The 15,421-nt window shown below is 73.2% G+C and carries 14 protein-coding genes; 6 read left to right on the top strand and 8 right to left on the bottom strand.

Going from position 1 to position 15,421, the window contains the following annotated elements; genetic code table 11:
* Positions 1-95 precede the first annotated feature (95 nt).
* A complete protein-coding gene (locus ACGF07_RS13440; protein WP_392898155.1) occupies positions 96-278 on the top strand; it encodes an AAA family ATPase in 183 nt (60 codons plus the stop codon).
* Between the two features lie 44 nt (positions 279-322).
* The gene (locus ACGF07_RS13435; RefSeq protein WP_392898152.1) at positions 323-598 is read left to right on the top strand and encodes an AAA family ATPase; all 276 of its coding nucleotides are present in this window, start codon (positions 323-325) and stop codon (positions 596-598) included.
* 125 nt (positions 599-723) lie between these two features.
* On the opposite strand, the gene ACGF07_RS13430 is transcribed toward ACGF07_RS13435, so the two are convergent.
* Positions 724-1,086, bottom strand: a complete 363-nt coding sequence (locus ACGF07_RS13430; protein WP_350746539.1) for a hypothetical protein — start codon at positions 1,084-1,086, stop codon at positions 724-726.
* Between the two features lie 130 nt (positions 1,087-1,216).
* Positions 1,217-2,797, bottom strand: a complete 1,581-nt coding sequence (locus ACGF07_RS13425; RefSeq protein ID WP_392898149.1) for an MFS transporter — start codon at positions 2,795-2,797, stop codon at positions 1,217-1,219.
* 130 nt (positions 2,798-2,927) lie between these two features.
* Between ACGF07_RS13425 and ACGF07_RS13420 the strand changes: the two genes are divergently transcribed.
* On the top strand, positions 2,928-3,239 hold the full coding sequence (locus ACGF07_RS13420; protein WP_392898147.1) for an ArsR/SmtB family transcription factor: 312 nt from the start codon (positions 2,928-2,930) through the stop codon (positions 3,237-3,239).
* Positions 3,240-3,350: 111 nt separating this feature from the next.
* Here ACGF07_RS13420 and ACGF07_RS13415 read toward each other — a convergent pair whose 3' ends face one another.
* The 6 genes from ACGF07_RS13415 to ACGF07_RS13390 form a co-directional block, all read right to left on the bottom strand.
* Positions 3,351-3,758, bottom strand: a complete 408-nt coding sequence (locus ACGF07_RS13415) for a hypothetical protein (RefSeq protein WP_392898144.1) — start codon at positions 3,756-3,758, stop codon at positions 3,351-3,353.
* A gap of 41 nt (positions 3,759-3,799) precedes the next feature.
* The gene (locus ACGF07_RS13410; protein ID WP_392898141.1) at positions 3,800-4,165 is read right to left on the bottom strand and encodes a hypothetical protein; all 366 of its coding nucleotides are present in this window, start codon (positions 4,163-4,165) and stop codon (positions 3,800-3,802) included.
* A gap of 70 nt (positions 4,166-4,235) precedes the next feature.
* Positions 4,236-4,547: a hypothetical protein gene (locus ACGF07_RS13405; RefSeq protein WP_392898138.1), complete on the bottom strand. Its 312-nt coding sequence runs from the start codon at positions 4,545-4,547 to the stop codon at positions 4,236-4,238.
* A 44-nt stretch (positions 4,548-4,591) separates the two neighbouring features.
* Positions 4,592-5,071 (bottom strand): hypothetical protein, encoded by a 480-nt coding sequence (locus tag ACGF07_RS13400; RefSeq protein WP_392898135.1) that lies wholly within the window; start codon positions 5,069-5,071, stop codon positions 4,592-4,594.
* A 159-nt stretch (positions 5,072-5,230) separates the two neighbouring features.
* On the bottom strand, positions 5,231-5,422 hold the full coding sequence (locus ACGF07_RS13395; RefSeq protein ID WP_392898132.1) for a hypothetical protein: 192 nt from the start codon (positions 5,420-5,422) through the stop codon (positions 5,231-5,233).
* Positions 5,423-5,680: 258 nt separating this feature from the next.
* Complete coding sequence (locus ACGF07_RS13390) at positions 5,681-9,052, bottom strand: putative bifunctional diguanylate cyclase/phosphodiesterase (protein WP_392898130.1); 3,372 nt, start codon at positions 9,050-9,052, stop codon at positions 5,681-5,683.
* Between the two features lie 304 nt (positions 9,053-9,356).
* On the opposite strand from ACGF07_RS13390, the gene ACGF07_RS13385 reads away from it, so the two are divergent.
* The 3 genes from ACGF07_RS13385 (at position 9,357) to ACGF07_RS13375 (ending at position 15,286) form a co-directional block, all read left to right on the top strand.
* Complete coding sequence (locus ACGF07_RS13385) at positions 9,357-12,830, top strand: amino acid adenylation domain-containing protein (RefSeq protein ID WP_392898127.1); 3,474 nt, start codon at positions 9,357-9,359, stop codon at positions 12,828-12,830.
* Positions 12,827-13,603 carry a leucyl/phenylalanyl-tRNA--protein transferase gene (locus ACGF07_RS13380; RefSeq protein ID WP_392898125.1) on the top strand — a complete coding sequence of 259 codons (777 nt, stop codon included), beginning with the start codon at positions 12,827-12,829 and terminating at the stop codon, positions 13,601-13,603. The genes ACGF07_RS13385 and ACGF07_RS13380 overlap by 4 nt, the downstream gene beginning before the upstream one ends.
* 87 nt (positions 13,604-13,690) lie before the next feature.
* On the top strand, positions 13,691-15,286 hold the full coding sequence (locus ACGF07_RS13375; RefSeq protein WP_392898123.1) for a hypothetical protein: 1,596 nt from the start codon (positions 13,691-13,693) through the stop codon (positions 15,284-15,286).
* Positions 15,287-15,421: the final 135 nt, after the last annotated feature.

Below are 15,421 nucleotides of genomic sequence, written 5' to 3'. Positions count from 1 at the left end.
CGTCCACCGGTTGATCTCCCGGCCGCGCGCATTGGCCCACGGGTTTACATCCCCGGGCTGATGCACCATCAGACCCCGGGACCGGCCCTGCGGACATGACGAACGGATCGAGTACCGTGGTGCTGATGTGCGGCCTCCCGGGTGCGGGCAAGACCACCTACGCCAGGGCACTGGTGCGGCGCGGCTACGTGCGGCTCTCCATCGACGAGGTGGTGTGGCGGCGCCTGGGGCAGCGCGACGCCGGCCGGGTGCTGAGCCGGATGCGTTCGAGCGGCTGAAGGACGAGATCCGGGCCGAACAGCGCCGCCGGCTCGTCGAGTCGGTGCGTGCCGGGCGGGACGTCGTGGTGGACTACAGCTTCTGGAGCCGCGCCGCCCGGGACGACTACAAGGCGCTGGTCGAGAGCAACGGCGGTCGTTGGGAACTGGTCCACCTCAAGGTCGACCGCGCGACCCTCGAAGCCCGTCTCGCGGTGCGGAACGAACAGTGCGGAGCCGACGCCGTGACCGTGGACGAGCAGCTGCTCGCCGGCTACGTCGCCAAGTTCGAGGAACCGGTGGGGGAGGGCGAGCGGGTCGTCCTGCCGTCCGCGGGGTAGCCGGCCAAGGGCGCTGCACGGCCCGCCGGTGCCCGGCCGGGTGCGCGAGGAAGGCCCGGGCGCGCGGCGGGTGCCGCAGGCCCGGGCCTCGCCGGTCGGATGACTCTCCGTCCTTCTCCTGAGGGTCAGTTGAAGACGAGGACGTCGGTGCGCATCGGCAGCGAGCTGCCCCAGTCGATGTTGATCTTGAAGGTCACCACGCCGTTGCCGGGGGCGATGCTCGACACCTGGAGGGCGGCGGCGCCGACGAACCGGTTCCCGTTGGAGTCGATCTCGGAGGCGGTGATGACGACGGTCGAGTCGATGCCGATGACGTTCCAGTGGATCTGGAGGTTGAAGATGCCGTGCGCCGGGGTCCAGGTCCACCAGGACCGCCACACGGAGCCGACGTTGCCGGCGACGTCCGCGAGGTTCTGTCCGTGGAGGGCGGGCTGGGACTGGAGCGCGATCTGCGGGATCTCGGAGGCGGAGGACCCGGTTGCGGTCATGGCGGCAACTCCTTGCGCCGGGAGAGTCAGGAGCTCTCCGAACAATCCGAGTTTCGGTCAGTGTACAGATCGTCCGCAATCACTCACACGGGTGACGCTGGGCCCGCAAGTCCCCTGCTTCACGGCCTAGTTAGCGACTCGCTCCGACCACTCCCTCCGTGTCCCGGCCTCCGCGCAGCAGCGCCGCGATCACCACGGCCAGCACCAGGCCGACGGCCACCAGCCCCCACAGCACCGAGTGGAACGCGGAGTCGTAGGCGCGGGTGAGGAACCCGGCGAAGCCCGTCCGGTCGGTCGCCCCCGAGAGTGCCGCGGCACCGGCGAGGTCGCCCCCGGCCGCCTGCTCGGCGACCCGCGCGGCGTTGCCGGCCACCGGGTACCCGCCACCGCCGATGCCGTCGCTCACCCGCCGTCCGAGCACGGTCGCCAGCGCCGAGCCGTACACCGCCACGGCCACCGCCTCGCTGCCCAGGCGCAGGGTGTTGAGGAAGCCCGCCGCCATGCCCGCCTTGGCCGGGTCGACCAGCGCCAGCGCCTGCCCGTCCACCAGCCCGGCCGAGAGCCCCATCCCGGCGCCGGTCACCAGCATCGGGGCGGCCAGGACCAGCACCCCGGCCGACGGGGAGAGCAGGGTGAGCGCCAGGTCGCCGAGCACCAGGCAGACCAGGCTCAGTCCGATCAGCGTGAGCGGGCGGACACCGCGACCGACCAGCCTGGCGGCGACCATCGGGCAGACCAGCACCGGCGCCGTCAGCAACAGCATCAGCAGGCCGGCCGTGCCGGCGTCCCGGCCGGTGACGGCGGTCAGGTAACTCGGCAGGTAGGTGAGCAGGGTGACGAAGCCGAAGGAGGCGGCCACCGGCACCAGGCACAGGCCGAGGAAGCGGCGCTCGCGCAGCACGCCCAGGTCGAGCATCGGATGGGCGCTGCGCCGCTCGACGGCGACGAAGACGGCGAGCGCCGCGAGCGCGCCGGCCAGCAGCCCGAGCACCCCCGGGCTGCCCCAACCCCACTGCGAGCCCTGCACGATGGCGGTGGTCAGCAGCACCATGGCGACCACGAACAGTGCGCTGCCGGGCACGTCGATCCGCCCGCCGCCCCCGTGGACGGGCACCGCCCGGGCGATCGCCGGAACCACCGGCAGCACCAGCAGGAGAGCCACCGCATGAGCGGCGAAGACCCAGCGCCAACCGAGGCCCTGCACCAACGCGCCCGCCAGCGACGGCCCGACGGCGACGCCGACGCCCGCGACCGTGCCGAACAGCGCGAAGGCCCTGGCCCGGGCGGGTCCTTCGAAGACGGTGGACAGGATGGCCGCCCCGCAGGAGAAGATCGCCGCTCCGCCGATCCCGGTCAGCGCTCGGGCGGCGTCCAGCAGGAGCGCGTCGCCGGCCACGGCACTGGCCAGCGAGCCGGCGGCGTAGAGCGTGACCCCGGCGGCGAAGGCCTTCACCCGCCCGACGACGTCCGCGACCGATCCCCACACCAGGGTGAAGCAGGCGAACGCCACGTTGAAGGCGTTCACCACCCACTGCAGCGGGGCCAGCCCGGCGTGGGTGTCGGCGCCGATGTCGGGCAGCGCGACGGCGGTGCCGGAGATCGACATCGGTACGACGAACACCGCCAGCAGCACGGCCACGAGGGTGAGCGGGCGGCGGGAACGCGGCGGCGCGTCCGGTGCGGTGGACGGGATCGTGGTTGCTGGGCTCATCAGGGCAGCACTCCAGGCTCGAACCGGCCACGGTGTGGCCAGGTACGGATTTGATCGAACCTTAAGCTGCCATGCCCCCGAGGTACGATGCAACCCATACCTCTGCCCCGCCCAGGGAGGACCGGCACCGATGCCCGACGAAGAAGGCCACCCGGCCGTCGACGAACTCGACCTGCGCACCGTCATGAGTGCCCTCGCCGACCCCCTCCGCTACGGAGTCGTCACCGCGCTGCTCCGCGAACCCGCCGACACCGCCCGCACCTGCGCCTCCTTCAACCTCCCCGTCTCCAAATCCACCCTCACCCACCACTTCCGCGTCCTGCGCGAAGCCGGCCTCGTCCGTCAGGTCGACCGCGGCAACTCCCGCGCCGCCACCCTCCGCCACACCGACCTCGACACCCGCTTCCCCGGCCTCCTCGACCTGCTCCGCGCCAACCCCTGAGGCCCGCCGGAGAACACCGAAGCGGCGGCCGAGAACCCTCGACCGCCGCTTCACCGCGTCCGTTCCCCCGTTCGAAGTGCCTCCTGCGAGCGAGGCATTCCTCCTGGGCGGTCAGCGCCTGAGCACACCCTCCGCCCAATCCGAGAGGTCGCCGTTGGCGGTGCTGCGCCGATCAAGCCACGTCCCTTCGGGGAGAGGGACCTGCAAGACCAGGTGCCTCCCGAACTTGCTGAACGAGAGGTGGACTTCCCCCCGCTCCAGGAGCTCGACGAAGCGCAGGAGCCGGTGGGCGGGAACGTCGTCGAACATATAGTCCGCGAAGAGCACCCTGGCCTCGCCGAGATCCTCCCTCAGCATCACGAGGTACGTGTGCCCGACCGGGCTCTCCAACCGGATGTCGACGAGTCGCGGATCGTCGGCGACCTCCTCCACCGTGATCGAGGAGAAGACGCCGGAGCTGCCGGCCGCCGCCACAATCTCCTCCGCCGACACCGTACGGGGCACTTCATTCTGGGCCATCCACTACCTCCACGGTCCGTTCCACAGATCGGCGAAACGGGTCAGTCCCCGATGAAGCGAACGATGTACGCGGGCTCCGCCAAGGCACGCTGGAGCAGCGCGCGAAGTTCGTCGAGGAAGTCCCGCTGGGCCGCCGAGGCGGGGTGACCGGCGGTCCGGTCCAACTCGGCAAGGGCCAACGCGCAGAAGTAGTGGTCGAACTCGGAGTCGCGGTGGGGATCGACCCGCGCCAACGTGGGAAGGGCGTCTCGGCCGACCGCGGTGATCGCGGCTGCGAGTTCTCCGTCCTCGAGGAGGAAGGCGACGATGTCGGAAACGGCGCTCCGGCCGGATCTCCGTTTCTGTCTCGCCTGGTGGTTCGTGTCCGCAGTGAGCGTCGTGTCCACGAGTTGGATGGAAAGCCCCATGTCTCGGTCTCCTGGTACTTGCGCCGATGGCCGGCTACACGGCTTGGACCAGTGCGGGGTGATGTGCGGTTCAGAAGGCGTATTCGACCCATCCGAAGACCAGGATCAGCGCCTTCTTTCCTGCGCACATCGGTGAGTGCCCGGCGAATGCGAAGCAGCAGGAAGCAGCGAGCACCACGGCGGCTGCGGCGGCGAGCAGACCGGCTCCCGGAACAGGGCCGACGAGTACGAAGAGAACGGCTGAGAGCGCCGCCAGGGCGGCCATGCCCAGGCCCGCCTGACGGAGCGTCCTGAGGATGGAGACGTGGCCTGATCTGGCCTCCCGCTGATCCGCCTCTACGATGACGTGCTCCGTTGTACTGCAGAGCGCCCTGTCGCCCATGGTTCCCTTCCTGGGTGGGAGAGGACGGGGACCGGCCCTCTCCGTCATGTCTTCGATGCCGCGCCCCTGAATCGACGGGTGTCAGGAGGGCAGCGCTGCGGTCCGGGCCTTCTCCAGGTCAGCGACGAGGGATCGCACCCGCTCGTTGACCTTCTCCCCCCCCGGCCGTATCCGGCGAGCAACGAGAGTTGGTCGGAGTTTCCGTCGGTCAGCACCAGCTCTGGTACGTCGGACGAGAAGAGCGTCCCGGACACGGTGGCTGATCGCACTGCCTCGACCTCCTGCCAGGTGTAGGACCGCGCTCGCAGGAGGCCGGAGTACATGACGCCGGCCGCTCCGAAGGAGACGCCGAACATCGGGGCTCGGACCACCAGCACCAGCCCCGGAATACCGGTGAGGACGATGGGAATGAGGTCGTCCACCCTGCTGGCGAAGGCCGCGGACGAGACGGAGACCAGTACCAGGACCAGTCCGATCACGAGATGGACGACTGCCCAGGGACTGCGCTGCTTCTGCATGGTCACCCCAGTTTCGTTGGGCATCGGGTCGCCGTCCGGAGATCGGACGGCGACCCGGCGAGTTCAGCGCCGCAGGGACGGTGGTGGCGACGGTGTATCCGCCGAATACCGGCTCCGACGGCTGAATGGCGGGCTGCGGTGCGTGGCTCGGTGTGGGAGGCCGAGTCAGACGAACTGCAGGACCGCGAACCGATGGGTCCGGAAGCGGATCGTCCCGGTCGTCGTCGCGACGGTGACGATCCGGCGGCTCGGCAGCAGTGAGTCCCGTCCGTACACGGTCGCGGGGGCGCCGGAGGACTCGCCGTGGACGGTCTTCCGGACGCGCCGTCGCGCGGAGGCTTGGCGGGGTCGGTCCACTCGCCGAAGCTGACGTCTCGTTCGAAATTCATTTCATCCACCTGTGGGTACTCAGCGGTGCAGTGTACCCGGGCCAACCCGTACGTCAGGCTGGTGGATGGTCGGGGCCGAATCGGCAAGCCGAGCCGGACTTCTCCCTGGTCAGCGACGGCAAAAGGGCGGCCATCACCAGCGCTCAGGACTGTGCGGATCCAGCTCGGTGGAATGCGGTCGTATTGCCGTGACTTTTCCGCGGCATTGCCACATGCGGCCCTCGGCTCAGGCCGCCTCGAACGTCGTGCTGCGGACCAGCGCCCGGGCCTGCGTGCCGTCCATCGGGTGGGCGAACAGGTAGCCCTGGCCCAGTGGGCAGCCCATCGCGGCGAGGAGGTCGCGCTGGTCGGGGTGTTCGATGCCTTCGGCGATGACCTGGACGTCGAGGGTGTCGGCGATCCGGGTGATGCCCTCGACCAGGGCGTACTGCTGGGCGGAGTGGCCGAGGCCGTCGATGAAGGACTTGTCGATCTTGAGGATGGAGATCGGGAACTCGCGCAGGTAGGACAGGGACGAGTAGCCGGTGCCGAAGTCGTCGATGGCGAGGCCGACGCCGAGGTTGCCGAGGGTGGCCATGTCGGCGCGCAGGCGGTCGTCGTGGCGCATCAGGACGGACTCGGTGAGCTCCAGGACCAGGGTGCGGGGGTCGATGCCCGAGGTGTCCAGGGCGTGGCGGACGACCTCCATGAAGCCGGCGTCGCGGAACTGGCGGGCGGAGACGTTCACGTTGACGCGCAGCGGTGGGCGTCCGGCGGCGGCGCGGGCCGCGGAGCTGGCGGCGTGCCAGACGGCGGCCTCCTGCGCGGCGCGTTCGAGGACCCAGGCGCCGAGCGGGACGATCTGGCCGCTCTCCTCGGCGAGGGCGATGAACTCGTCGGGCAGCACCATGCCGCGCCGGTCGCGCGGCCAGCGCACCAGGGCCTCGAAGCCGACCAGGTCGCCCGTGCGCAGGTCGACGATCGGCTGGTAGTACAGCTGGAACGCCGATTCGGCGATCGCCAGGTCCAGGTTCTCGTTGAGCTCGTGCCGCTCCACCAGCCCGGCCTGCAGGGCCGGCCGGTAGTGGCACCACTGCCGGCGCCCCGCCGCCTTCGCCGAGTAGAGGGCGAGGTCCGCGTGGGTGAGCAGTTCGGCGGCGTCCACGCTGTCCTCGGTGGTCGCCACGCCGATGCTGGCGCTGACCCGGACGGCGCCCGCGCTCAGCTTGAACGGCTCGGCGAACACCGCCAGCACGTTGCCCGCGATGGTGTCGACGTCGCCGGGGCGGAGCGCGTCCTCGACCAGCACCGCGAACTCGTCGCCGCCGAGCCGGGCGGCCGTGTCCGAGCTGCGCAGTGCGGTGGAGATCCGCAGGGAGACGGCGACCAGCAGTTCGTCGCCGACCGCGTGCCCCTGGGTGTCGTTGACCATCTTGAAGTCGTCCAGGTCGATGAAGAGCACCCCGGTGACGGCCCCGCTGCGCTCGCTGCGGGAGAGCGCGTGGCCGACCCGGTCCTGGAACAGCACCCGGTTGGCGAGCCCGGTCAGCGAGTCGTGGAACGCCCGGTGGGTCAGCTCGCGCTCCATCTGGCGCTGCTCGGTCACGTCGCGCAGGGTGAGCACCAGGCCGCCGACCGTGGGGTCGTCGCGCAGGTCGGTGGAGCGGACCTCGACCTCGATCGGGGTGCGGTCCTGGCGCAGCAGCCGCCAGTGCTCGCGCGGCTGGTCGCCCCGCGGCGGGTCGGCCGGGCCGCGCATCCGGGCCAGCGCCTTGCCGACCGCCCGGCTGTCCTCGGTCGGCACGAGGTCGGTGAGCAGCGTGCCGTTCAGCTCGGGGTAGCCGAGCACCCGCTCGGCGGAGGAGGAGGCGTAGCGCACGCAGTCGTCCGCGTCGATGATCAGGATGACGTCGCTGGCGTTCTGCACCAGGGTGCGGAAGTACAGTTCGCTGTTGCGCCGGGTGACCTCCTGGCTCAGCACCACCCGTTCCACGGCCAGTGCCGCCTGGGCGGCCAGGATCTCCAGCGAGCCCCAGAGGCTGGTCAGCTCCTGTTCGGTGCCGGTGACCACCAGGACGCCGATCGCCGGGTCGCCGGAGGGGCGTTCGGAGAGGGTGAGCGGGCAGACCAGGGCGCACGGCATCCGGCCCAGGTGGTCGGGCAGGCTGATGGACCCGACGGGCAGCAGCCTGGTCTCCCGGTCGGCCGCGAGGGCGAGCACCTCGTCGTCGGCCCCCGTCGGAGCCGGGTGGGGGTGCGCCGCACCCTGGCCGGCGCGCCGGACGTGCAGCACGCCCGGCCCGGACGACGCGGCGCTGCCCGGCGCGGCGCTGCCCGGCGCAGCGCCGTCGGCCGCAGCGCCGTCCGCCGAAGGGCTGCCGGCCGAAGGGCCGCCCGGCGCAGCACCCTCCGCCGTGGCGCCTCCCGCTGCGACGCCTCCCGGCGACGCACCTCTGCCTGTAGTAGCCCCAGCCCCAGCACCTCCCCCCGCACCTCCCCCCGCCCCGGCGCCGCTCTGCTCGCCGCCGGACTCCGCGACCGCGAGCAGGGCGACGTGACCGCGCTCGGCCGGCATCAGCAGGGAGGCGGCGGCCTGGACGGCGTCCGCGACCTCCGAGACGGTGACGGCCGCGGTCAGCCGGGCCCCCGCCTCGCGCAGCGTGCGTTCCCGGGCCACCGCCTGGCGCCGGGCGACCACGACGACGGCCAGCCGGGCCAGGACGAGCAGGTAGAGCAGGCCGGAGAAGGCGCCGATCACTCCCGCGTTGTCGGTGTTCCCGGCCAGCGACTCGATGATCAGGATGACGGGGGCGATCAGCGAGGCCAGGGTGAGCAGGACGAGCCGGCCGGCGGACAGGTCCGGGTGCTGGGTGGGCACGGGCCGGGTCAGCTCGACCATCGAGGGGTGCAGCGCGGCCGCGCCCCAGGCGGCGTAGAAGGCCGCCCAGCCGAGCTCCACGCCGGTGCCGATCCGCCAGGTGCCGTGCAGTTGGATGAGCCCGTAGAGGATGTCCGAGGTGAGCAGGCCGAGTGCGCCGACGGTGAGCAGTTGCAGCGAGCGGGACTTGCCGCCGCGCGGGGTCAACAGGCGCAGCAGCAGGGCCAGCACGACCACGTCGCCGAGCGGGTAGGCGATCGAGACGGCCTTCTGGAGCCAGGTGAGGTCCGGGTTCCGGGCGTACGGGAGGATCAGGTAGATCCAGACGAGCAGGGCCAGGCCGAGCGTGATGATCAGCGCGTCCAGCATTCCGGCGCGGTCCTGACGGGCCGTGCGCCAGCGGATGAAGCCGAGCAGGCCGACCGCGTAGAGCACGAACTCGGCGAGGTAGAAGCCGTCCCCGACGGACGGGAACGGGTTGTTGAGGTGCAGGATGTCCAGTTGGAGGGCCTGCACCGCCTCACCGGTGGTGAAGCACAGGTTGGCGAGCGCCAGCAGGTACCAGAACAGCGGGTGCCGGGGGCGGTTGAGCCGGACGCCGACCACGATGGCGGCCACGCCGCCGAGGCCCATGCCCGTCCACCAGATGATCCGCAGCCCGGGGTCGGCGAAGTAGATGCCGGTGAACAGCACCATCCAGATCAGGTAACAGACCATCAGGCGTCGGCGCCGGTGAGTCAACGAGGCTACCTCCTCCACGGCATCACCCGCCGGTCGGGCGGGGGAGTGCGGGCGAGGGCGGGCGGTGCGGGGCGGATCGGTCGGGGTCGGGCTCGAGTTGAGCGGGAGTCGGGCGGAGGTGGATCGCCGGGCGGATCGTTGTCGGGCCGGGGCTCGGGTTGGACAGGACCTCCAGGGACGTCGACAGGGGCGGCGGGGACCACAGGGGAGGACCGGCGTCGACCGGCTGTCGACCCGGGCGAATCCGCCCACGAGCCAACGGCGTCCGGCGATGTCCGCGACGGACGTTCACGGTGTGCCATGAGTGCGTATAGTCGGAATTGTCGCACCTCCCAGCATTCTGCCGCTTCAGCAAGAGGTCAAGCCGGTGGATGACGCAGCCGACAGCGCACGGGGCGTACGAGCGGATGTGAGCTTCGGACATCACGCCGTGGTGCGCAACGATGACGGTCAGTATGCGATCTGGCCCTGGGGCCTGACCGTGCCGGGCGGTTGGCAGCCGGTGTACGGCCCGGCGGACCGGGCCGACTGCCGGGCCTGGGTGGAACGGCACTGGCCCGGGCCGGGCACCCCGCCGGCCCGCGCAGGATTCGCGCAGACGGCGCACGGGCTGTTCCGGGCGCGGGCGGCGCACGACCCGGACGCGGTCGCCGTCCTGGGCGGCGGAGTCACCCTGACCTACCGCGAGTTGGACGAACGCAGCGACCGGCTGGCGGCCGCGCTGCGGGCTCGCGGGGTGGGGCCGGAGCAGGTGGTGCCGGTCTGCCTGGGGCGCGGAGTGCCGCTGGTGGTGGCCTGGCTCGGGGTCCTCAAGTCGGGTGGGGCGTTCCTGCCGCTGGACCCGGCGCACCCGCAACGGCGGCTCGCCGGACTGGTGGCGGACTGCGGGGCGCGGGTGGCGGTCGCGGACGGGCGCTCCTTCGACGGCGTGGAGTCGCTGCCGGCGGACGCCGACGGTCCCGCCGGGCGATCAGCCGGCGACGCCCCGTACGCGGGAGACGACCCCGCCCACGCACGCGCCGATGCCGTTTACGCGGGAGACGACCCCGCCCGCCCAGGCGCCGACGCCGCGCCCGACGACCTCGCCTACCTGATCTACACCTCCGGTACCACCGGCCGCCCCAAGGGCGTGGCGGTCACCCACCGTGCGCTGGTGTTCACCCTCGACCGGGTGGTCCACGCCTACGGGCTGGCGCCCGGCGACCGGGTGCTGCAGCTGGCCGCGCTCGGCTCGGACACCGCGTTGGAGCAGGTGTTCTCCGCGCTGCTCGCCGGGGCCACGGTCGTCCTCGGTGGTGACGGCGGCACCTGGGCACCCACCGAGCTGGTGCAGCGGCTGCCGGAGCTGGGCCTGACCGTCGCCGACTTCACGCCCGCGTACTGGCACCACCTGCTCGACCTGCTGCCGCCCGACGGCCCCGCCCCGCAGGGCCTGCGGTTGGTGGTCGTCGGCGGGGACGTGGTGCACGCCGACGACTGCCGCGCCTGCCTGCGGCGCTTGCCGGGCGTCCGGCTGCTCAACGCGTACGGCGTCACCGAGGCCGCCGTGACCTCCCTGCTCTGCGAGGTCGGCCCGGACCTGCTCGACGCCCCGGCCGCGCCGGTGCCGATCGGACGGCCGCTGCCCGGCGTCCGGGTGCACGTGCTGGACGAACGGCTGCGACCGGTCCGGCCCGGCGAGCGGGGCGAGATCCACCTCGGCGGGCCCGGCCTGGCCCGCGGCTACTGGCGCAGCCCCGGGCTCACCGCGGAATGCTTCCTGCCCGACCCGTACGCCCCGATGCCCGGCGAGCGGATGTACCGCACCGGCGACGCCGGGCGCTGGCGCGCGGACGGGCAGCTGGAGATCCTCGGCCGCTTCGACGACCAGGTGAAGGTGCGCGGGCACCGGGTCGACCCGGCCGAGATCGAGGCGGTCCTCGCCGCCCACCCGGCCGTTCGGCAGGCCAGGGTCGCGGCCGCCGGCACCTCGCCGGACGGCGGCCGGACGCTCACCGCCTACTACACGTCCGGCGACCCGGCGGTGCGGCCGGAGGCGATCCGGGCGTTCCTCGCCGACCGGCTGCCGGAGTACCTGGTGCCGGCCGCGTTCGTGCCGTTGGAGGCGATGCCGCTGACGGCGGCCGGGAAGGTCGACCGCCGCCGGCTGCCGGACGCCCCGGTGCGGACGGTCCGCCCCGCGCGCCCCGAGGCCGGAACGCCCGGCGCCGCACCGCCCGGCGCCCCACCGCCCGACGCCCCACCGCCCGGCGGCGCCGCCGCGCCCGAAGCCGCGCCCCCCGGCGCCGCCCCGCCCGGCGCGCCGGCCGCCACCGGCGAGCCGAACCCCGTGGAAGCCGCCGTGGGCCACCTCTGGGCCGAACTGCTCGGCGCCCGGCTCATCGGTCCGGAGGACGACTTCTTCGCCCTCGGCGGCACCTCCCTGCTCGCCATGGAGTTGCTCGCCCGGGCCCGGCTGATGTTCGGCCTGGACGTCAGCCACGTCCGCACCCTCACCCGGGCGCTGCTGCGCTCGCCCGTGCTGCGCGACTTCACGGCAGCGCTGCAGTCCGCCCGTACCGGTGGGGCCGCTCCGGGCGAAACCGCCGTCGACTGGTACGCCGAGGCCCGACTCACCCACCCGGTGGGGCAGTCGTGGAGCCCGGCCCCCAGTCGGGCGGAGCCCGCCGAGATCCTGCTCACCGGCGCCACCGGCTTCTGCGGCGCCCACCTGCTGCACGCCCTGCTCGCCACCACCGGGGCGCGCATCCACTGCCTGGTCCGCGCCCCGGACGCCGAACACGCGATGGAGCGGCTGCGCGCCACCCAGCAGCGCTTCCTGCGGCACGACCTCGTGGACGCCCGGGTGGTGCCGCTGGTCGGCGACCTCGCCGCACCGAACCTAGGGATGACGGGCAGTCAGTTCGACTGGCTGGCCGAGCACCTGGATGCCATCCACCACCTCGGGGGTCTGGTCAACTTCCTCTACCCCTACCACCAGTTGCGCGCACCCAACGTCGGCGGCACCCGGGAGGTGGTGCGGCTCGCCGGGCACAGCCGGGGCGTTCCCGTGCACTACCTCTCCACCCTCGCGGTCCTCGCCGGGTTCGGCTCCGCCGGAGTCCGGGAGGTCAGCGAACGCACGCCGCTCGCCCACCCCGAGCGGCTCGGCGTCGGCTACGTCGAGAGCAAGTGGGTCGCCGAACAGCTGCTGCACAACGCGGCGGCGAGCGGACTGCCGGTCACCGTGCTGCGCACCAACGACGTCACGGGCGACCTCGAGGCCGGGGTGATGAACACCGGCACCGAACTCTGCGCACTGATCAAGTACTTCGCCGACAGCGGGACGTACCCGGACGCACAACTCCCGCTGGACTTCGTGCCCGCCGACCGCTTCAGCCGCGCGATCGCCCACATCGCCGCCCACGCGCCCGCCGACGGGGAGGTCTACCACCTCACCTCGCCCCGCCCGGCCGGGCTCGCCGACCTCGCCGACCGGCTCCGGGCGCGCGGCCACCGGATCGTCCGACTCCCGTACCGGGAATGGGTGCAGCGCCTGGTCCGGTTCGCCGCCGCGCACCCGACCCACCCGATCACGCCCTTCGTGCCGCTGTTCGTCGACCGCGCGCCGGGGACGGAACTGTCCATCAGCGAGCTGTACTTCCAGCCCCTGTTCCCGCGGTTCGACCGGGCGAACACCGAGGACGCGCTGGAGGGCAGCGGGATCGAGCTGCCGGACGTCGACGCCGGGCTGCTGGACCACTACCTGGACCGGCTGGAGGCGGAGGGGTTCCTGTGACGTCGGCGAGTCCCTTCGACCGGCTGGGAGCCCGACTCGGCCCCGGCGACCGGCCGGTGGCCCTCGGCGGCGCCCTCGGGCCGGACGAACTGCTGGCCGCCTACCGGCGCGGCCTGTTCCCGATGCCGGCGGCGGACCTGTACGCCGGCGCCTACAACGAGGCGCTGTACGGGGAGGCGGTCGAGTCCGGCGAACTGCCGGTGCTGCCGGGCGGCGAGGACCCGTACGCGCTCGCGTGGTGGTCACCGGACCCCCGGCCGGTGCTGCGCCCGGACGCCGTACGGCTGCCCCGCAGGCTCGCCCGGCGGCTGCGGCGCGCGCCGTGGTCGACCACCGTCGACCGGGCCTTCGGCGAGGTGCTCGCCGGCTGCGCCGAGGGGCGCCAACCGGCCTGGTTGACGCACGAGTTGGCGGCCGCTCTGCTGGAGCTGCACGCCAGGGGCGCGGCTCACAGCGGGGAGGTCTGGGAGGGCGGGGAACTGGTCGGCGGGGTGTTCGGCGTCGCCGTCGGGCCGGTGCTGAGCCTGGATTCGATGTTCCACCGCCGCCCGGACGCCGCCCGGGTCGCCGTGGCCGACCTCGGTTCCCGGTTCGGCGCGGCGGGCGGACGGCTGCTGGACGCGCAGTGGGACGGGCCGTACATCCGCAGCCTCGGGGCGGTGCCGATGGAACGCTCCCGCTACCTCGCGGAACTGGCCGGGGCCGCCCCGACGGGCGCCCTGCCGGGCGAGCGGCTGCCCGTCGCGCGGCTGGTCCTCCCTGACCTGACCTGAGCCGCTCCGACCCGGCCTGAGCTGCGGCTTCGTGCGCCCTTGGCCTGTCTTCGACAAATTAATTCCCCGTCAGTAACATTGCGCCGCGTGTTCAAACCCTCGATAGGCAGGGCCGCACCCGTCGCCCTGCTCACCCTGATCCTCGCCGGAACGGCCGCCTGCGGACCGACCGGCCCCGGCAGTGCCCCGCAGGCCGCCGTCGAACCGGCCGCCGCCACCGGAACCGCGGCCGGAACCGCCGTCGGCACCGGTGCGTCCGCCGCCGGGGGCAGCCCGGCGGCAGCCGCAGCGGCCGGCGGCGCCCCGCGGGCCCGGGCCGGAGCGGCCGCCCCGAGCAGCCCCGCCGCCACCGGTGCCGGCGCACCGGTCACCGTCGCGCCGGCCGGCGACAAGCTGGCCGCCATCGGAAGCCCCGGCAAGGACGGCGGCGCGGTCACGGCCGCGACCAAGGCCCTCCAACTCGCCGCCTACGACCCGGCGAAGGGCACCGCCGTGCTCGCCGCGCCGGGTCCCGGTACGTCCCCGGGCGCCACGCCGACCGCAACGCCCACCGCAACGGCCACCGCCGCTCCCACGGCCACTCCCACCGCCGGCGCCACGCCCGGTGCGAGCGCCACCGCGGCGGCGGCCGCCGTCCAGCCCGGCCAGCTGCTCGCCAGCCCGCCCACCGCCGCCGCGCCGCAGGGCGCACTGGTCGCCGTCACCGGCGTCCACCCGGGCGCGGGCAACACCGTCAACCTGACCACCCGTCCGGCCACCCTCGCCGAACTCCTCGGCGGCACCGAGGCGGACGGCCAGGTCCCGGTCGACGTCCACGGCATCACCGTGACGCCGCTGGTCAAGGACCTCACGGCGTCCGTCGGCGCCGACCTCAACGGCGTGAAGGCCGACGCCTCCGGCACGCTGGAGGTCGACGTCAAGGCCCCCGTGCCGCTGCCCGAGGGCGCGAGCCTGGACGCCTCCGGCTCCCTCCAGCTGCACCCCGCCGTCCACTTCGCCTACCACGGCGCCCAGGCCACCAGCCCGCGCACCGCCTCCATCGGCTTCGACCTGGGCGCCCACGCGCAGTGGAAGGTCACCGGGGACGTCACCCGCACCACCGGCGCCGCGCCGATCCGGGTGCCCTTCGCCAAGCTGCAGGCCAGCCCGGTGCTGACCGTCGCGGGCCTGCCCGTGGTGGTCAACCTCGGGCTCACCTGCTACCTGGAGGTCAGCGCGGACGGCCAGGTCCACCTGGAGACCGAGCAGGACGCCACCGGCACCTGGGCCGTCCGCGCCGACTACACCGGCGGGAAGGGCTGGACCTCGGCCACCGACGCCGACACCAAGGTCTCCCCGGTCCACGTCCGTCTCAACGGCAAGGCCGGCGTGCGCGCCGCCCTCGGCGCCGAGATCAGCCTCGGCCTGTACGACACCGTCGGCGTCGAGACCACCGTCGCCCCGTACCTGAGCGCCAAGGTGGAGGGCTCCCTCGCCGTCGACGTCCCCGGCAAGGGCCCGCAGGTGCAGGGCACCTGGGCGCTGCTCGGCGGCATCGACCTGAACGGCGCGCTGACCGCGCACCTCAAGGTGTTCGGCACCCCGGTCATCGAGGGCAGGCTCCCGCTGCCGCCGTTCCACCGCGAATGGCCGCTGCTGAGCGGTTCGGCGTCGCTGCCGTCCCCGCGCCCGAGCAGCAGCTGATCGAAGAAGGACACGCGAGGAGTGGGAAGTCGGCGGGGCCGCCATACCCCCCCCCATACCGTATCTCCCCCGCCGGGGTGAGTCCACCAACGCCCGGTAGAACGGGGGGCACAACTCGTGGATAAGCCCGGCGGC

The organism is Kitasatospora sp. NPDC048194 (assembly GCF_043202455.1).
Lineage (GTDB): Bacteria > Actinomycetota > Actinomycetes > Streptomycetales > Streptomycetaceae > Kitasatospora.
This window is presented reverse-complemented; position numbering and strand designations above follow the sequence as displayed.